General features: G+C 58.7%; 19 protein-coding genes. 9 read left to right on the top strand and 10 right to left on the bottom strand.

The genetic code is table 11. From position 1 onward, the window contains the following. Positions 1 to 96 precede the first annotated feature (96 nt). The 4 genes from CTT34_RS10725 to CTT34_RS10715 all read left to right on the top strand — a co-directional run bounded on the left by CTT34_RS10725 (position 97) and on the right by CTT34_RS10715 (position 2,814). Positions 97 to 615, top strand: coding sequence for an FKBP-type peptidyl-prolyl cis-trans isomerase (locus tag CTT34_RS10725; RefSeq protein WP_159342432.1), 519 nt, complete (start codon positions 97 to 99; stop codon positions 613 to 615). 135 nt (positions 616 to 750) lie between these two features. Next, complete coding sequence (ccoM, locus tag CTT34_RS18640) at positions 751 to 876, top strand: cytochrome c oxidase subunit CcoM (RefSeq protein WP_290441362.1); 126 nt, start codon at positions 751 to 753, stop codon at positions 874 to 876. A 298-nt stretch (positions 877 to 1,174) separates the two neighbouring features. Next, positions 1,175 to 1,681 (top strand): hypothetical protein, encoded by a 507-nt coding sequence (locus CTT34_RS18480; protein WP_254436366.1) that lies wholly within the window; start codon positions 1,175 to 1,177, stop codon positions 1,679 to 1,681. Beyond that, on the top strand, positions 1,681 to 2,814 hold the full coding sequence (locus CTT34_RS10715; protein WP_254436365.1) for a GGDEF domain-containing protein: 1,134 nt from the start codon (positions 1,681 to 1,683) through the stop codon (positions 2,812 to 2,814). The genes CTT34_RS18480 and CTT34_RS10715 overlap by 1 nt, the downstream gene beginning before the upstream one ends. On the opposite strand, the gene CTT34_RS10710 is transcribed toward CTT34_RS10715, so the two are convergent. Genes CTT34_RS10710 through CTT34_RS10695 form a run of 4 tightly spaced genes read right to left on the bottom strand, consistent with a single transcriptional unit; the run spans position 2,798 to position 7,152 of the window. Next, positions 2,798 to 3,259 (bottom strand): group I truncated hemoglobin, encoded by a 462-nt coding sequence (locus CTT34_RS10710; RefSeq protein WP_159342431.1) that lies wholly within the window; start codon positions 3,257 to 3,259, stop codon positions 2,798 to 2,800. The two genes, CTT34_RS10715 and CTT34_RS10710, sit on opposite strands and share 17 nt — an antisense overlap. A gap of 52 nt (positions 3,260 to 3,311) precedes the next feature. Then, a complete protein-coding gene (locus CTT34_RS10705) occupies positions 3,312 to 4,169 on the bottom strand; it encodes a DUF3034 family protein (RefSeq protein ID WP_159342430.1) in 858 nt (285 codons plus the stop codon). A 17-nt stretch (positions 4,170 to 4,186) separates the two neighbouring features. After that, entirely contained in the window at positions 4,187 to 6,529 is a 2,343-nt protein-coding gene (locus CTT34_RS10700) for a bifunctional diguanylate cyclase/phosphodiesterase (protein ID WP_159342429.1), read from the bottom strand. An 11-nt stretch (positions 6,530 to 6,540) separates the two neighbouring features. Next, positions 6,541 to 7,152 carry a cupredoxin domain-containing protein gene (locus CTT34_RS10695; RefSeq protein WP_253016158.1) on the bottom strand — a complete coding sequence of 204 codons (612 nt, stop codon included), beginning with the start codon at positions 7,150 to 7,152 and terminating at the stop codon, positions 6,541 to 6,543. 421 nt (positions 7,153 to 7,573) lie between these two features. On the opposite strand from CTT34_RS10695, the gene CTT34_RS10690 reads away from it, so the two are divergent. Then, a complete protein-coding gene (locus CTT34_RS10690; protein WP_159342427.1) occupies positions 7,574 to 7,816 on the top strand; it encodes a hypothetical protein in 243 nt (80 codons plus the stop codon). Positions 7,817 to 7,849: 33 nt separating this feature from the next. After that, positions 7,850 to 9,052, top strand: a complete 1,203-nt coding sequence (locus CTT34_RS10685; RefSeq protein ID WP_159342426.1) for a PqqD family protein — start codon at positions 7,850 to 7,852, stop codon at positions 9,050 to 9,052. Here the strand turns inward: CTT34_RS10685 and CTT34_RS10680 are convergent. Further along, the gene (locus tag CTT34_RS10680; RefSeq protein ID WP_159343758.1) at positions 9,049 to 9,573 is read right to left on the bottom strand and encodes a lytic transglycosylase domain-containing protein; all 525 of its coding nucleotides are present in this window, start codon (positions 9,571 to 9,573) and stop codon (positions 9,049 to 9,051) included. The genes CTT34_RS10685 and CTT34_RS10680 overlap by 4 nt on opposite strands. Positions 9,574 to 9,639: 66 nt before the next feature. Next, entirely contained in the window at positions 9,640 to 11,373 is a 1,734-nt protein-coding gene (locus tag CTT34_RS10675; protein ID WP_159342425.1) for a proline--tRNA ligase, read from the bottom strand. 252 nt (positions 11,374 to 11,625) lie between these two features. Between CTT34_RS10675 and CTT34_RS10670 the strand changes: the two genes are divergently transcribed. After that, a complete protein-coding gene (locus CTT34_RS10670) occupies positions 11,626 to 12,060 on the top strand; it encodes a hypothetical protein (protein WP_159342424.1) in 435 nt (144 codons plus the stop codon). A gap of 88 nt (positions 12,061 to 12,148) precedes the next feature. On the opposite strand, the gene CTT34_RS10665 is transcribed toward CTT34_RS10670, so the two are convergent. Continuing rightward, entirely contained in the window at positions 12,149 to 13,354 is a 1,206-nt protein-coding gene (locus tag CTT34_RS10665) for a benzoate/H(+) symporter BenE family transporter (protein WP_159342423.1), read from the bottom strand. A gap of 136 nt (positions 13,355 to 13,490) precedes the next feature. Here CTT34_RS10665 and CTT34_RS10660 point away from each other — a divergent pair, with 136 nt between their 5' ends. Then, complete coding sequence (locus CTT34_RS10660; protein WP_159342422.1) at positions 13,491 to 14,078, top strand: helix-turn-helix domain-containing protein; 588 nt, start codon at positions 13,491 to 13,493, stop codon at positions 14,076 to 14,078. Here CTT34_RS10660 and nfo read toward each other — a convergent pair. After that, positions 14,048 to 14,908: a deoxyribonuclease IV gene (gene nfo, locus CTT34_RS10655; protein ID WP_159342421.1), complete on the bottom strand. Its 861-nt coding sequence runs from the start codon at positions 14,906 to 14,908 to the stop codon at positions 14,048 to 14,050. The two genes, CTT34_RS10660 and nfo, sit on opposite strands and share 31 nt — an antisense overlap. 72 nt (positions 14,909 to 14,980) lie before the next feature. Continuing rightward, positions 14,981 to 15,757, bottom strand: coding sequence for a glycerophosphodiester phosphodiesterase family protein (locus tag CTT34_RS10650; protein ID WP_159342420.1), 777 nt, complete (start codon positions 15,755 to 15,757; stop codon positions 14,981 to 14,983). Between the two features lie 177 nt (positions 15,758 to 15,934). Here CTT34_RS10650 and CTT34_RS10645 point away from each other — a divergent pair, with 177 nt between their 5' ends. Further along, positions 15,935 to 16,912 (top strand): NADPH:quinone reductase, encoded by a 978-nt coding sequence (locus tag CTT34_RS10645; protein WP_159342419.1) that lies wholly within the window; start codon positions 15,935 to 15,937, stop codon positions 16,910 to 16,912. Positions 16,913 to 16,932: 20 nt separating this feature from the next. Here the strand turns inward: CTT34_RS10645 and CTT34_RS10640 are convergent, their stop codons facing one another. Beyond that, positions 16,933 to 17,826, bottom strand: a complete 894-nt coding sequence (locus CTT34_RS10640) for a MurR/RpiR family transcriptional regulator (protein WP_159342418.1) — start codon at positions 17,824 to 17,826, stop codon at positions 16,933 to 16,935. Between the last annotated feature and the right edge of the window lie 156 nt (positions 17,827 to 17,982).

Here is a 17,982-nt window from a genome sequence, read left to right as displayed (position 1 = left end):
TGGCCCGCTGAAAAACCCGACGATGTTAGACTGTGTCTAGGGTTCATGGTCAGCGTTCCATGACAAAGCCGACAGCTTACCGGAGAGGAGTTTTCCATGTCGATTACCGCCCATCAGGTAGTGACCTTGCACTACGTGCTTAGCGATGTGCTCAGCGATGGCAGCACCCGCGTGTTGGATGACTCCCAGGCGCGTCAACAACCTTTGGAGTATCTGCACGGCCACGACAACATTCTGCCGGGCCTGGAGCGTGATTTGGCCGGTAAAACGGCAGGCGACGAGCTGCGCGTTACGCTGGCACCCGCCGACGCGTATGGCGTGCGTAACGAAGACCTGGTGCAAGAGGTGAGCCGCGCCTCGTTTGGCGGTGCGGCGATCGAACCCGGCAGCCGGTTTCAGACCGAGGGTGAGGCTGGCCCGCAGATCGTCACGGTGCTCGCCATCGACGGCGATAACGTCACCGTGGACACCAACCATCCGTTGGCAGGCCACACGCTGCGCTATCAGGTGACGATTTTGGACGTTCGTGAGGCGACCCGTGCCGAGCTTGCCAAAGGCCACCCGCTGCCCCCAGGCACCGAGCACCGTAGCGTAGAAGACCGCAAAGTTCTTTAAGCCCCCAAAAAACTGACCTGCATCAAGTTCGCGATCGCCGCCATGGTGGTCATTGGTAAAGCTTGATCCAGGTCAGTTTCCTCTTTTCTGGACGCAGTACGATGGCCCCATACATCACGGCGAGAGGGGAACATTATGTACTGGGACGAGGCTGTTATTTTCGGCTTGGCCACTGTCGCTTTAGTGATCGCTTTTATGGTGGGTTGGGTAGGTTTCGTGATTCGCGATCATTTGCGCAAAGGCGAACGTAAAAAGTCGTGACGCCGACGATGCTTTAGCGCGAGCGCGACACGGCTCCAGCCAATCGGCTGTGACAGTCGTCAGGGGAGGGGGCTTACGCCAAGGTGTAAGCTTCCTGTTGCCGGCCCAATGGGCCGGCTTTTTTATGCCTCGTGTTTATACCGCGTCATGCCATGGAGGAGGAGAGGTAAGAGACGGTTGAGGAGAAATAAGACGGAAGCGTGAGTGTTAATTGGCGTTGAAAAGCATTGGCGGTCATGCTCTGGTAAAGTGCCTCGACCACTATCGTGCACTAAACCAAACTAGGAAGCTGACCGCGATGAAGGCTGTTCTGTCTCGTTTGTCCTTACGTTGCAGTGGGGCGCTCTCAAAAGCAGCTAGGGGGCTCGTCGTTTTACTGCTTGTCGGCGTGCCACTCAGCGCCAGTGCCCAGGCGCTTAGCCTGATCAATGGTGATTCCACACAAAAAGTCGCGCTGGGGGATCTGCGCGATCGCGCCGATACGAGCTTTACCGTTTTCGACCCCTTTCAAGGCCGCGACGTGGAGATGCGCGGGGTCTCCTTTCGTGACTTTTTGATCGAGCATTTTGGCGAGGTGCCGCCCACGCTGCACTTCACCGCCTGGGACGATTACGAGGTAAGCCTGGGGGGCTGGGATGACCCGACCTGGTATTTGGTGACCATCGAGGAGGGTGAGCCGTTGACCCTGCGCTCGCGGGGGCCGATTCGATTGGTCGAGCGTGAATACACGGGGCGCGATGTCGAGAACTTGCGCGACTTCAACGACTGGATTTGGATGATTCGTAGCATCGAGGCGCAGTGGTGATGTCTACCGAGCCTGAGAAGCCGCCCGAGCCGCCGGTTCGCTGGAGATCGGGCAGGCTGTTTACCTGGCTCTCGCTGAGCTTGATGAGCTTCGTGGGGCTGATGGTGCTGATCGTCTACGAAGCACGCTGGGTCTATCCGGAAATCCAGGCGTACTTTAGCCAGACCGGCAGCCTGACGGGCCAGCAGTTGGCCACCCGGGCTCGGGGGTACGTGCAGCGTGCCCAAGAGGAGCTGCTCGTCGCGACGTCGCCGTTGGAGGTTGGCAATGCCCGCCACTCGTTGGAATTAGCCTATGGGCTCTTCGACGTAGATATCTATCGGCAGAAGTACGCCTGCACCGCCCCCAGTCTAGCGCTCATGGATGACATCGCCGACCTGCTCGACACCGAGCAAATCGACCCCTTCGACGCCGCCCACGCGCTGTTCGTACCGGTGCAGTGCTTGACCAGTATCGAAATGAATCAGCTCGACCGTCGTGGTATGGCCATCAACGACTTTTCATCCAGCACTCGCCGTCACAACCAAGTAATGACCTACTCCAGTGTGCTGATTTTTGCCCTTGGCCTGCTGTTCTGGGTCATGCACCAACGTCAGCTCAAACGCACCGAGCGAGCGAACGCAGAAAAATTTGCCTGGATGGCCAGGGCCATGCGCGACCCGCTGACCGGCATCGGTAATCGGAGCGCGCTCTATCAGGACGTGGCGAGGTATTCGGGGCGCTCCATGGGGCTGATTCTGGTCGATATCGATTTTTTCAAGCAGTACAACGATGCCCTCGGTCACCCTGAGGGAGATCGCCTGCTCCGCCGACTGGCGACGCTGCTGGAGGATGCCCTGGGCGAAGAGGCCCGGCTCTACCGGCTGGGAGGCGATGAGTTCGCGGCGCTGCTGCCATGCCCCAGCGACCAAGCGCTAACCCAATTTTGTGAGGCGCTGCAGGTGGGGTTAGAGGCCGCCCAATGTCCTCATCCTGCGCATCCTGATAATAAAGATTTGACTTTGAGCATTGGGGGCGCGCGCTTTGTGGCCGATGCCACCTCCTTTGCTGGGGCCTATGCAGCGGCCGACAAAGCGCTTTATCAAGTGAAAACCGCTGGGCGAGATGGCTGGCAAATCACTGCAAGCGCATGACGTCGTCGTACATCGGTGCTAGACGGCCCAGCATATCGTTACGCGCGGCGAGGGGGACGTTCTCTTCGATCATGGCGGCGTCCAGGTACTCCACCACGCGGTTAAAGTGCGCATCGGTGATGCCCATGGTTTGGTGAGCGCGGTCCATGGGCGGGCCATCGTACTGACAGGGGCCGTCGGCCACATCGCAGAGCTGCGTTGCTAGCGAAGCAGCGAACAGGTCGATATTGCTGTTGGCAAAGTAGCTGACGATCTCCTCGTCATCGGCAATGCGGTAAAGCAAGTTCTCGACCACCGCATCGATAGTGGGCTGGCCGCCCATACGTTCATACAGCGTGGCCTGCTGTGCGTGCTGGGCACACCCGGCCAGCGCCAACACGCCGACCAGCGCCCCGGCCACTAGCGTGCCCCGCGAAATGCTTTGCAAAGAGTGATGCAGTCTCATGGCGGTTCCTTTTTCGTCGTCTTTTTCGTGGCGCGTGAAGCGCGAGAGCGGTTTAGAAGGCCGCCTGTAAGGAGAGGTAGCCGCCACGCTGAGAGGGCAGCCCCGCAATATCGCCCAAATCCAGCCAGGCGCCGGTCAGCGACACGTGTTTGTTGAAGAAGTATGCGCTGTAGACGCTCTGCCAATCCTCTTCGTCGGCAACGCTCAGGTTATCCGGCTTTTGACGATATTCGGTACCCACGACCCAACTCGGTGTTACGAAGACCCCGACACTGCCCTCTGCCATCCAGGCGTGGCCGCCCTGGTCGCCGCCAAAGCCCAGCAGGCCGCCTTGGTTGGCCGAGGTATTGCGCAACGTGCCGTTGAGCAGCACGTTCCGACCCAGGAAGGCGTTGAAGAGTAGTTTGCTTGCACTGAGATAGGCGTCGGTACCGTTCACGTCATCGGCACCGAGCGCCGTAGGTACGGTGCCATCCACCAAGCGCTTGTGCATCACGCCAGCGCTCCACACGCCGAGCGGGTGGTAGAGCACATCGCCAAAGAGGCGGACTTTAGCGCCATAAATGTCCTGCTCCAGCTCTCCGCCCAGCGTCGATAGCTCGAAGGTCTGACGGGCGATGGAAAACTCCATACGGTCATGGAGATTGACGTTGGCGCCCGTCACGGTGAGCTGGTAGTCATCGACCCACGCCCGCGTTGCCGCTGCGGTGACGCCTATTTCGTCGTCGCTGGCGGTGCTAGACAGCACGGCCCAAGGAGAAAGGCCGCCCCCCGCGGCTCCCTCGATGGCACTGACCGCACCGGTGCCTAGGATACGGCTGCCCGCCATGCTAGCGGTGGCAGCCAGTAGCGCGCCAAGTGCGGTCGCCGCGACGATCGCGCGCCGTTTTGATGAGCCGGTGTTGCGCATAGTGTCCCCTGTTTTAATTAGTGAGTGACCGCGGCTGAGAGTGATAGCGTCTTGAATTGGTCCAGCCAGTCGGTAACGGCCTCCGCTGGCATGGGTTTGGAGATCCAGTACCCCTGAAGATAATCGCAGTGCAGTTGGCTCAATAGCGCCGCACTGGTGCTGTTCTCGACGCCTTCGGCGACGATCTTGAGCCCAAGGTGGTGGCCCATTTCGATGGTCGAGCGAACGATGGTGAGATCTTCTTGCTGAGTATCCAGCGTCAAGACGAACGATTTGTCGATTTTCAGCTCATCCACCGGCAGCCGTCTGATTTGTGCCAGCGACGAGTAGCCGGTGCCGTAGTCATCCACGGCAATTTTCAGTCCCATTTGGCTGAGCGCCATCAGCGTTTCGGTGGCGGCATTCACATCCTGCATCACGGCACTTTCGGTGACTTCCAGCGCGAGCTGGTCGGGCGTCAAGCCATAACTCTCGAACAACTCATGGATGTGCATCGGCAGGCCAGGATCGATGACATCGCTTGCGGAGAGGTTGATCGCTACCGAAAGATGCCGCCCCTGGCGTTTCCAGTGGTAAAGCTGCTCACATACGTGGGCCAGCATCCAGTCGGAGAGCAGTCCAATATTGCCCGAGCGCTCGGCCAAACCGATGAATTCGTCGGGAGGCACAAAGCCGAGCGTTGGATGACGCCAGCGCATCAGTGCTTCGAATTGGCAAACGTTGCCCGTGATGGTATCGACTTTGGGCTGGTAGGCCATCCATAGTTCGCCGTTGTCGACGGCTTCCTGGAGATCGCGAATCAGCATCAGCTGGCGCAGGTGCTGCTCGTCTTGACCCTCGACGTAGCGCTCGTGAGGGCGACGATGGCGGCGCGCTTGGTCGAGGGCGATATCCGAGCGGCGCAGCAGTAGCTGCGCGTTATCGCCATGGACGGGGTAGTTGACCTCACCGGCAGAGAGCGCTGGGACGATCAGCGATTTTTCCAGACTCACCGGCTCGCTGATCTCTGCGATGATCTCTTCGCGCATGTGCTCGCGTAACTCGGGCGCGTCGATCATCAGCATGAGCTCATCACCATCCAGGCGGTACGCTTTTTCCACGGGAGCGCCCAAGCGCTGTAAACGGTCGGCCAAGGTCACTAACAGGTGGTCGCCGAGTTCGTAACCGAAGGTGTCGTTGATGTCGCGAAAGTCATTGATGGACAAACGCAGCAGCGTAAAAGGCTTCCCCAATACGATAAAACGCTGGAGATCTTCGAAGGCACTGACCCGGTTGGGTAGGTTGGTCAGCAGATCGTGACGCGACTGGTGGAGCAGTGAGGCCTCCCGCTCGGCAATGTCCTCCTGCATGGAGAGCAGCGTCGTCGCCAGTTGATTGGTCTCGGTCACCGTGCTGCCGCTCGAAATGTCATCGATGCGCTCGCCCTGACCGATACGCTTCGCGGCCTGCGCTAACGCAATCAGCGGCCTGCTGATACTGCGTGCACTCCATAGCGCCACGGCCAGGGTGAGCAGTACCATCAGCGCGACGATGCTCAGTAGCTGCCACTGTAGCTGGCTGTATGCACCCAACAGCTCATTCCGGGAGAGCTGAATGAGGGCAAAGGATTGATACCGCTGGTTTGCCATGAGCGTCGTTGCGTAAGAGAGGTAGTCATCGTCCAGCGATAGCTGGTTGCTGGTGGTGTAGGCACCCTCCATCAGCTGAGAGCCACTATCGCTCATTAAACTCATGGCGAGCTGCTCTTGGTGGGAGCTGGCGAGATAGCTGATATCGCCGCTGGCGTTATAGGTGACAATGCTGATTTCCAGCCCGGTGAGCGCATTGATCTCTTCGGTCACGTTTTCGTTGATCAGAAACCCCATGCCGATCCATCCAATCAGGTTGGGTGCGCGCACCGGTAACAGCACGAACTCATAAGGTTCGCCATTATCGATCACCACGCCGACGCCGCTACCGGTTTGCTGAGCACGCTGGAACAGGCCTGGAAAGGGCATGGCACTGTTCTGTTCATGGTGGCTGCTGGCCAGAATGTTACCGCTCAAATCGCTGAGCATCACCATGTCGGCCTGGGCACGGTCACCGTGGTTGGCCAGCACCGAATAAAGGGTTGCCGTATCCTGGGTGGCGACGGCACTTTTGAAGCCAAAGTCGTCGGCGAGGATGGCCACGTTACCCAACAGCTGCTCGCCACGAATGCTCAACAGCTGTTGAAACACGCGGGCGCCCACCTCCAAACGCTGGTTGCCTTTCGCCAGTGCATCGTTTTGCGTCGCGCGCAAAAACGCGACGCCCGTTGCCAGTTGCGAAATGATCACAACCGTCAACAGAACTATCGTGAGTCGCGTGCGAAAGCGCATGGTCATCTCGTTTAGTGACTATGCGTCGCGTTTTGGAAACGCTGTTGAAGCGGCGACAGCGTGGGCGGCTGGGGAGGAATGGCGTTTAGCTCCAACGCCACGGTGAGGTTGTCGGTATCGCTAATCTCGCCTTCCCACCAGACGGCTTGGCTGTCATCCATCCGGCTATGCCACACTCGCATTCGGTGGCTGCCTTCGGGAAGCGCTGGCAGAGATAGGTTGCCTGCGCTGTCGGTCAGGGCGGCATAAGGCGCATCGCTGACCACGATGAACGCCTGCATTTGATCATGGATGTTACAACCCAGCACCACGACGCCGGCTTTCTCGAAGTGAACCGGCGGTGGGGTTTCGCTCAAAAAGAGTTCGAGGTCGAATGTCTTGGCGGGCGAAAACGAAAACACATGATGGCGTGTGGTGTCCTCGTTGGGGAACGCCACGTGGCTGCCGGTGGGAATCGTCGTGACCTGAGGGTTGAAGGCCGCATTGCGCTGAACGATGTTTTTCGTCTGGGCATCCGTCGGCGTGGCAGCGTCGTAATACACTTCGATGACCGCGTTTTCCAGCGGTGTACCTGCCGTATCGGTGACGCTTACATTGGCGGCTTGGGCAGATAGGCTCGTCATAGCTATCAAGCAACCAAGCGTCTTCAGTGGGTGGGTTAAACGCACGCCTTTACGCAATGTAAGCATGGAAAGTTACCTAAGTAAGTACAGGGGTGGCTTATCATGTAACTATTATGTGGCAAAGTCATGTTTTCGCACTAACGATATACTCACAGAAAGTGAAAAAGAGTAAACAATGGGGAAGTCAAGTAGATAGCATGGTGTCACCCGGTCGGCGGGGCTAGAGTAGCTTTAGAAACAGTGTTCGTTAATCTGTTTGCCGTACCGATCAGGAGAGCCGTGATGAGTAAAGAGATCGATAATTCCCGAAAGCTGTTAAATAAGCGCCGTTCTCGTCGCCAAGTGTTGGCAAGTTTAGGTTTGGGGGCTGCCGCCCTTTACGTTGCGCCGACGTTGTTCTCTATGGGCCAAGCCGAGGCGCGTGATCATCACCATCGCTCGCGCCCAAGTCGCTCACGACCCAGCTATTCGCGTCCCAGCTATTCACGTCCCCATTATTCCCGGCCGCACTATTCGCGCCCCCGTTACTCCCGCCCTGATTATTCCAGAGCGCGCCATTCTCATCAGCATCATTCACGCCATGGCCATGGCTATCCGGAGCGTTATTACTCTCGGCCCCAGCGCTCACGTTGGGAGCGCGACGGCGTCATTGAAATTCGCCTAAGCCGTGTGCTGCCGCGCTGGTAAGGGAGCGGCCATGCCGAGCCACCATCAAGATTATACGCTAAAAGGCGTTGGGCCTTGCCTTCGGTTAGTGAATGCCGACGAGTTGCTGCCCGTCCTAACAGCCGCCATGCCAGGCTGGCCCTTGACGCCCTGCGCCGCGCAAACCCAATCGCCGGAGATCTGCGTATGGCGGCATCCGCAGGGGTATTGGCAACAAGCACCTGCACTGCCTGAAGGAGCGCTGCTGGACAGCGCGGTAGGCACCGCGTGTAGCGTTATCGCGGATGCGGCTGGCGCGTATTTTTACCGTCACCCGGAGTTAGTAGGTTTGCACTGCGGATCAGTGGAAATCAATGGCCAGCTAGTGATCTTTCCCGATACATACCGGGCGGGCAAAAGCACCTTAACCGCCGCCTTTGCAGCGGCTGGACAGCGTGTGTTTGGCGATGATGTGCTGGCGCTCAACAAGCAAGGGGAAGGGATTGCGCTGGGCGTGGCACCACGCTTGCGGCTACCGCTTCCTGACGCGATGTCTCTTGAGTTTCGTCAGTTTGTACAAACGCACCTTGGCCCTAAGGACGCCCGCTATGGTTACCTTCGTTTGGACAATACCCAGTTAGCTGGCCACGGCCAGCGCTGCCCGCTGGGGGCGATACTACTGATTGACCGCGATGAATCGCTAAACGAGCCCCAGCTAACCCGCCTGCAACCAGGCGATGGGCTGTGGCAGCTTCTGCAGCAAAATTTCGCCGAGCATGAATCTGATCAGGCGCTGATCGAGCGCTTCTTGCCACTGCTTCAGGGCTTACCCTGTTTTCTGCTGCGCTACCGTGATGCCTTTGATGCAGCCCAGTGGCTTACGGAACGCTGGGATAGTGACACCTTAGCGGGCCTGACATTAGCCAGTCAGCCCCGTTGTGATACTCCTGACGTGATACCTGCCCTTGAGCCAACGGATGCGCGCCAGTGGCAGGCCAGTGAGGCAGCGTTTGAGTTTCCACTAGGCGACGAGCTATTTGTGATTGCCGAGGAGGGCGGCGCGATTCATCGGCTGAATACCACCAGCCGGGCCGTGTGGGCGCTGTTGAATCACGAACCGCTGGATATTGACTGCGTGAGTGACACGCTCACAGGCTTTTTTGCAGGCGCAGAATTTGAGCAGGTCCGCCAAGACGTGGCGCAGCTACTCGCGCAGTTCTATCACGCTGGGTTGATTGAAGACGTTAACGCTTAGCGCCAGTGATCTTGCCATGCTTTGAGTACTCTCTCTGGGTACCACGTCTTCCCCAGGCTGCCGTTATAGCGAGCGAGAGCGCGGGTAAAGTCTCCCCGTTCGACGGCGAGGTAGTGGGCTAGAATCGTGCAGCCATAGCGTAGGTTGCGGTTGGGTTCCGTAAGGTCGTCCATGGGCAGGCCAAGCTCCTCTACCCAAAACGGCATGATCTGCATCAAGCCAACGGCACCGGCAGACGACACCGCATCAGCATTAAAGGCGCTCTCGACCTGAATTAATGCCAGCACCAGCTCGGGCGGTAGCCCGGCGAGCCGGGCCTCTTGGTAGAGTCGAGTGAGTAAGGTGTGGCGTTGTTCAGGCGAGGCGATAAAGCGGGAAAGTGGTGCATCCATACGGCTGCGCCACTGCTGTAATTGCCACTGAACGTAGGGCGTTTGTAGGTCGGCTGCTTCTAGCGTGGGGCGTAGGGCAGGCGCCGCTACGCTTGGCGCGGAGTGGGCAGCCACCATCAGGCTGCCCATCAGCACCCACTTCACGTACCGAGACGACAAACGCCGCCAAGGAGTGCTCAGTGACATACCTGCCGGTTACTCTGCGCTAGCAAGGCCCGCTTGTTCACGCAGGAAGTCGACGATCTTGTCGGCAGGAATCATGGTGGCTTCGCTATCGCGACGGCCTTTGTACTCCAGCTCGCCGTTGTCCAGGCCACGGTCGCCAATCACCAAACGGTGAGGGACGCCCATCAGTTCCAGGTCAGCAAACTTCACGCCGGGGCGCGTATCACGGTCGTCCAGCAGCACGTCTAAGCCCGCAGCGGTCAGCGTTTGGTAGAGGCGCTCGGACTCTTCACGCACGCGCTGTGACTTATGCGCGTTCATCGGTACTAGCGCGACCTGGAACGGCGCAATCGCATTGGGCCAAATAATGCCAGCATCGTCGTGGTTCTGTTCAATGGCTGCCGCGACCACGCGGGTCACGCCAATGCCGTAGCAGCCCATCCACGGGTGGCTGGTTTTGCCGTTGTCGCCCAGGACGGTGGCATTCATCGCTTCGGAGTATTTTTTGCCAAGCTGGAACACGTGGCCTACTTCGATACCGCGCTTGATCGAGAGCGTGCCTTGGCCATCGGGAGACGGGTCGCCCTCTACGACGTTACGCAGGTCAGCCACCTGCGGCAGAGCTGCATCGCGCTCCCAGTTGATGCCGAAGTAGTGCTTGCCATCGACGTTGGCGCCCGCGCCGAAGTCGCTCATTAAGGCTACGCTGCGGTCGATGATGATCGGCATCGCTAAACCGACCGGGCCCAGCGAGCCCGGGCCAGCACCGACGACGGCACGAATTTCCTCTTCGCTGGCCATGGTCAGCGGGGCTTTTACCTGAGGCAGGTTTTCCGCTTTGACTTCGTTGAGTTCATGGTCGCCGCGAACCAGCAGCGCAATGAGGCCACCTTCTGCCGCGTGAACCATCAACGTTTTGACGGTCTTCTCGATGGGCAGCTTGAACTGCTCTACCAGCGTGGCGATGGTTTTGGCATTCGGAGTATCGACCAGACGCATCTCTTCGCTGGGGGCCGCGCGCTCGACGTTGCTGCCCAGCGGCGCGGGGAGCGCTTCGGCTTTTTCGATGTTGGCCGCGTAATCAGACGCGTTGGAGAACACGATATCGTCTTCGCCGGAGTCGGCCAGCACGTGGAATTCGTGAGAGCCCGTGCCGCCAATGGAGCCGTTATCAGCAATCACCGGGCGGAAGTCGAGGCCCAAACGCGTGAAAATACGCGAATAGGCGTCGTACATGCTTTGGTACGTCTCTTTGAGCGAGGCTTCGTCCAGGTGGAAGGAGTAGGCATCTTTCATGATGAACTCACGCGAGCGCATCACGCCAAAGCGCGGGCGAATCTCATCACGGAATTTGGTTTGAATCTGGTAGAAGTTCACCGGCAGCTGCTTGTAGCTGGCAATCTCTTTGCGCACCAGGTCCGTGATGACTTCTTCATGGGTCGGACCCACGCAGTAATCGCGCTCGTGACGGTCCTTCAAACGCAGCAATTCCGGGCCGTACTGTTCCCAGCGGCCAGACTCCTGCCACAGGTCAGCAGGTTGAACGGCAGGCATCAGGACTTCTTGGGCACCGGCGCGGTTCATCTCTTCACGCACGATGGCTTCGACTTTGCGCAGGGTGCGCAGCCCCAGGGGCAGCCAGGTGTACAGGCCCGAGGTAAGACGGCGGATCATACCGGCGCGCAGCATTAACTGGTGGCTGATGACTTCAGCGTCGGCCGGGGTTTCTTTTAATGTCGCAATCAATAATTGGCTGGCGCGCATGGGCGTGAGCATTCCTTGGTTGGTAGCGGTGATGCGGAATCGTTATATCGAACGTAGCGCTTAATCGAGCGTTGAATTCGGCATTGTACGGCCAAGCGGGTAAGGCGGCAAAATCCTAACGAACCTGTCGAGGGTGTGCCGCATGGGAAGTGTGCTAGAATCGAGCGGCTTTTGAGTCGGTAGCCGCTGATTTGACCACAACAACGCACATCGCTTCGGCTATCGGTACGTCAAGATTTTGAGGGAACCTCCATGCAGCAAGCAGTTCGCCGTTGGTTAACGGGGGCCGTTGTAGGTGTCTCCATTGTGGCATTGAGCGGTTGCGGTACCATGTTTTACCCCGAGCGGAAGGGGCAAATGAGCGGTGATGTCGACCCGGTGGTGGCGATTGCCAACGGTGTGGGTCTGCTGTTTTTCATCGTACCCGGGGTAATTGCCTACGCCGTGGATTTCTCTAATGGCACTATCTACCTGCCTAGCGCGAGTAGCGCATCGGTCGATATTCACCACTTAGACGACGCTATGGACGTGGCCTCCCTGGAGAAGCTGCTGTCGGATAAAGCAGGTCAACCGGTGAGCTTGGAGAACGAGCTGCTGGTGATCGAGGAGATGGGCAGCTTGGATGAAGCGCTGGCCATGGTGCGGATGTCCGGCGTGTTGGATGAAGAGCGGCTGGCCACGATGTAGAGGGTTGGCGTCTTTATCTGAGCGGACGTCTTAAATGCCCCTGGCAGGCTAACCTGCCAGGGGCATTTATGTATTGCCGCACAGTTTTTTACGATGTTGCTTTCGCTGTGGTGATTTTCAATACCGCTAAGCCAGCCACCAAGCCCCAAAAGGCTCCTCCGATCCCCAGCAACGTTATGCCCGAACCGGTCAGCAAAAACGTCACGATGGCCGCGTCGCGCTGTTCGCTTTTTTCAAATGCGCCTGCTAAACCGCCGCTCAGCGTGCCCAACAAGGCAATACCCGCCAGCGCTAGCACCAGAACACTAGGCAGGGCGTTGAAGAGGCCGGTCACCGTTGCCCCAAAAATACCCATGGTTATATAGAAAACGCCCGCAGCAACGCCTGCGGTATAGCGCCGTTTGGGGTTGGGATGAGCATCCGGCCCCATGCACACGGCGGCGCTAATGGCAGCCATGTTCAGCGCGTAACCACCAAACGGTGCGAGCAGCAGCGTAGCGCCGCCTGTCCAGGCGATTAGCGGCGAGCTGTTGGGGTGGTAGCCTGCTGCCCGCAGTACCGCCACGCCGGGCAGATTTTGAGTCGCCATAGTGATCACGAACAGCGGTATGCCAATACTCAGCAGTGTCATTGGGTTGAACGCGGGGGCGGTAAAAACCGGTAGCGTGGGCGTGAGGGGTATCCCTTGCGTGCTGATTTGGCCTTGTAACAGGGCAACAGCCACGCCGGTGAGTAGCACCCCCGGCACTGCCAGCGTGGGCCATAAACGCCTGCCTGCGACCCAGGCGGCCAGCATGGCTAGCGGCAGCAGCCACTGACGCTCCATCACGTTAAAAAGCTCAAGTCCAAAGCGCAGCAGAATACCGGCCAGCATGGCGGAGGCAATGGCGCTGGGGATGTGGCGCATCAAGCGCTCGAACAGCCCCGTGACCCCGCATAAGGTGATCAGTAGCGCTGAGAACAGAAACGCGCCGATAGCTTCTTCGATAGGAATGCCGGGAAGGCTCGTCGCTAGAAACGCCGCCCCCGGTGTCGACCACGCTGTTAACAGCGGCATCCGGTAGCGCAGCGACAGCCCCAGCGAAGTCAGGCCCATCCCAATGCCTAGCGCCCACAGCCATGAGCTGATTTGCGCCGTGCTGGCCCCTGCGGCCGCCGCCGCTTGGAAAATAATCGCCGCCGAGCTGGTATAGCCAATCACCACGGCGACGAAGCCCGCAATGATCGTCGACAAACTAATATCGCGCCAAAGACTGGGCGCAGCGGAGTCGTGGCAGGTGGATGGCGCTTCCATGGGTGGCCTCTCCCAAGCTGTGATGGCAAGATGTGCGTTATAGCGCACGTCTTTCACGTTACCACTGTGCGTTATAGCGCACAATAGGTGGCGACAGACTGTGTCACATATCCAAAGCGGTAGTCAGGAGAAGCCAATGGCCAGTGAGCCACACACCATTGCGGAACATATTGCGGGGACGGTGCGGCAACTGCGCAAAGAGCGTGGCTGGAGCCTGGATCGTGCCGCCGGTGAAACCGGGGTGAGCAAAGCGATGCTCGGCCAGATCGAGCGGGGCGAGTCCAGCCCGACGGTCTCGACGCTCTGGAAGATTGCCAGCGGCTTTCGGGTGTCGTTTTCGACGCTGTTTGACAGTGACAAGCCCGCATTAGGGGAACTGCACCGGGATGGCTGGGAGTCGGTATGGGGCGACGACAGCGCCGGTATGCAGGCGCGGCTGCTGTTTCCTTACGACCCGCTGCTGGGTTTCGAGATGTTCATGATCGAACTCGCACCAGGGGCGCTCAGTGAATCGTCGGCCCACGCTAGCGGGGTGGTGGAGCACATCGTGGTGGTGGAAGGAGAGATGGAACTGCGTATTGACGAGCGCTGGCAGACGCTTCGGGCAGGCGAGGGGCTGCGCTTTTTTGCTGACCGGCCCCACGCCATGCGCAATAACACTGCGACGCGATTACGCTTTCACGATGTGATTCACTACTTGCCCGGCGCGGCCTCTGGCACTTGAGCGCGCAGCCAGTTGAGTTCGTCGGCCCATATCTCGGGTTCGATGGTCTCTAAAATCATCGGAATGCCGTGGATGCGCTCGTCTCGCATAATGGTGCTAAAGGCATCGAGCCCAATATTGCCCTTACCCAGGCTGTGGTGGCGATCGACGCGGCTGGCAAAGGCGCTTTTGGCATCGTTCAAATGCATGCCGCGCAAGTACTCAAAACCTACGACCTTGCCAAGCTCGTCCAGGGTGGCCTGTGTCGCATCGCGGGTGCGGAGGTCGTACCCGGCAGCGAAAGCGTGGCAGGTATCGATACACACGCCCACCCGGGATTTATCCTCCACCTGATCGATAATCTCGGCCAAGTGCTCAAAACGCCAGCCGAGGTTGGTGCCTTGACCCGCGGTGTTTTCGATCACGGCGGTCACGCCTTGGGTGTCAGACAGCGCTTCATTGATCGAGTCGGCAATGCGCGCCAGGCACTCGGCTTCGCTGATTTTGTTCAGGTGGCTGCCGGGATGAAAGTTGAGCAGCGTCAGCCCTAGTTGCTCGCAGCGCTGCATCTCATCCAAAAACGCCGCGCGGGACTTGGCCAGCCCCTTGGCTTCTGGGTGGCCCAGGTTAATCAAGTAACTGTCGTGGGGCAGAATCTGCTCAGGGCCAAAGCCGTGGGTTTTGCAGGCCTGCTTGAAGGCCGAAATGGCCTCGTCCGTTAGCGGTTTCCCTTTCCACTGACGCTGGTTTTTGGTGAACAGCGCAAACGCCGTTGCACCGATATCAACAGCACGAAGGACGGCCTGATCCGCGCCGCCCGCCGCGCTAACGTGCGCACCAAGATAGTTCATCGTTCTCCTTATCATGTTGTCTCAGCGACGTTGCCCCAGTGTCATTGCTTAAGTTTAAGCAGGTTAAACAGGTTAAGCAGGCTGGCCTGCGCGCTGGCGGTTGTCTAGGTAGCGTTTAAAGGCAGCAGGTTCATCGGTAATGGCGCTGGCAATGCCCCAGGCCCAGCGGCTATCAAACGCGCTGGGATCGTTGGCGGTGTAGCAAAGAATTTGGTAACCGTTGCGGCACATGGCAGCGGCCTGGGTCTGTTTGAGCCGCGGCCAATGAGGGTGAATACTAAACGCCTCGACCGCTTCGCACTGTTCGCGCCAGTTTTTGGGCACACTGCCAAACAGCGCCCCTAACGCCAGGGCCTCTTTGGGGGCATGTTGGCGACAGTGGGCTAAGGCTACGGGGTCAAACGACGAGATCAATAGCCGCTCAGGGGGGAGGGCGGCTAGAACAGCAGGCAGTACCACGTCCACCAAGCGGATAGGGTCACGCCCTTTGTTGACCTTGATTTCTAGGTTAACGCCCATCTCCAGCTCGTTGAGCAGGGCGAGCATAGCCTCCAGGCTGGCCATCTTTTCCCCCGCAAAGCGGTCACCAAACCAACTGCCCACATCTAACTGCTGTGCCTGCTGCCATGTCAGGTTGGCGAGCTCGCCACGGCCATCCGAGCAGCGGCGAACGTCGCCATCGTGCCAGATGACCGGTGTATCATCCTTCAGCAGCTGTACATCCAATTCCACCCAGGTTGCGCCTGCTTGGTGGGCGGCGCGTACGGCTGCGAGGGTGTTTTCGGGCGCGGCAGCGGAGTAGCCGCGGTGGGCGATGAGCGTGGGGACAGAAATTGCGGGATGGGTCATAGCCACTCCGTGTAGTGGTCGCCAATTGAGCGTCATGAAGCACAATGCTGCCAAGTTTAGCATGGGTGCATGACGACGACGTGTCGGCCTAGTGAGCTAATGGCTTGATTTAAGACGCCCAACGCGGTTGGATAGCGCGCAGGGTATGTCCAATAATTAACAACAGGAGTGTCATTGATGTCTAAGCGTATCCAGCTTGCTAACACCGGTGGGTCAGAAGTGTTGGAGTGGGTCGATGTTGAACCTGCCGCCCCCGCTGCCGGTGAAGTGCGCATCGCAAACAAAGCGGTGGGGCTGAACTTTATCGATATCTACTTCCGTACGGGACTTTACCCTGCGCCCGCTATGCCAACAGGGCTAGGCACCGAAGGCGCGGGCATTGTGGATGCGGTCGGTGAGGGCGTCACGCATGTCAAAGTGGGTGACCGGGTGGCTTACGCCCAAGGCCCGCTGGGCGCATACGCCGAACTGCACACGCTGCCTGCGTCCAAAGTCGTCAAACTGCCGGATTTTATCGATTTCGACACCGCTGCCGCCAGCATGCTGAAAGGCTTAACGGTGCAGTATCTGCTACGTCAAACCTATGCGCTTAAAGGCGGTGAGACCATTCTGTTCCACGCGGCGGCCGGTGGCGTTGGCTCTATTGCCTGCCAGTGGGCTAAGGCGTTGGGTGTGAAGCTGATTGGCACGGTTAGCTCTCAGGAAAAAGCCGACTTAGCCATGGCCAACGGTGCATGGGCGACCATCAACTACACCGAAGAGAACGTGGTGGAGCGGGTGCGCGAGCTGACCAACGGCGAGATGTGTGACGTGGTGTATGACTCGGTGGGTAAAGACACCTGGGAAATGTCGCTGGACTGCTTGAAGCCCCGCTCGCTGATGGTGAGTTTCGGCAACTCTTCTGGCCCTGTGGATGGCGTGAATATCGGTATTTTGAACCAAAAAGGCGCGCTGTTTGTGACTCGCCCAAGCCTGAACGGCTACGCCGACACCCGTGAGCGCCTAGAGATGATGTGCGACGAGTTTTTCGCCATGATCGAGAGCGGCAAAATCCACATCGACGTGGCCAACCGCTACCCGCTGCAAGACGCCGGTAAGGCTCAGGATGCACTACAGAGCCGTAAAACCACCGGCTCCACGATTCTGCTGCCGTAACGCTTACTCGATATCGACACTTACTCTATATCGATATAAGCACCCAACTGACGCATTCGGCTCTCAAAGCGGGTCACGTTATCGACCAGCTGGTCGGGGCCGAATGCCACGCACTCCGCCAAAATCGCTTCACTGAGCGTAATCGCCGCTAGTATCGACGGGAAAAAGTGCGGCGTAGCGTTGGCGACGGTAAACGTTACGCTGGCCCCCGGCACCAGCGGTGAGCGCAGCGTGTCGGTAATCACAATTGCCTGCACGCCGTTGGCGCGAGTAATTTCCAGCGCCTTCACCGTCTCGGCGCAGTAGGGTTCAAAGCCAAACGCTACCACCACATCCTGCTCGTTGAACGGGGCCAACTCGGTGAGCAAGCCTCCCTCCTGTCCGCGAATGAGCGTCACTTCCGGCATCGCAATGCGCCCCACGTAGGCAAAGTGGTACGCGCAGGCGAAGGTGTCGCGAAACCCGACCACGGCGACTCGCCGCGCTGCTAAGATTCGCTCGGCGGCCTCTTTGACGCGCGTTTGGTTATCCGCCGTAAACAGCCTGCCAATATTATCGAAGGCAGCGTCGCCTACCTCCGCAAACAGCGCCGCTTCTGGGTTTCGGTGCTGCTGCTTCAACTGGCTGGCGCGACCGGATAGCTCCACCGGCGCTGCCTGTACCGCCGATTGAAACACCTCCCGAAACGGCTCGTAGCTCTCGAACCTAAGCCGCTTGGCTAGCCTGACCAGGGTGGAGGGAGTGACGGATGCTGCCTGAGCCGTTTTGCGGATCGACTGAAACGCCATCTCAGCAGGATGTTCCAGCACATAGCTGGCGGCGCGCTTGAGCTGTGGGCTAAGCGCCGCGTAGCTCTCGGCTAGCTGCTGGTGAATGCTGTCCAGGCTGGTGGCGTGAGTGGCGTTGTCTGGCATGGCACCCTCTCTATGAAAATAAAACATTTGTGCCAATGATAAATGTTTTTGCTACAGATGTATTGACGTTGTCCCAGCGACTACTCTATCGTTCAAAAAAACACATTCGTTTCTTTTTATTTTAAATAAAGAAACAAACGTTTCGTTTAGGTTTTC

Origin of the sequence: Halomonas meridiana (assembly GCF_009846525.1) — a bacterium.
Classification (GTDB): Bacteria; Pseudomonadota; Gammaproteobacteria; order Pseudomonadales; family Halomonadaceae; genus Vreelandella.
The sequence above is the reverse complement of the archived record's forward strand: the minus strand, read 5'-3'. Positions and strand labels throughout refer to the sequence as shown.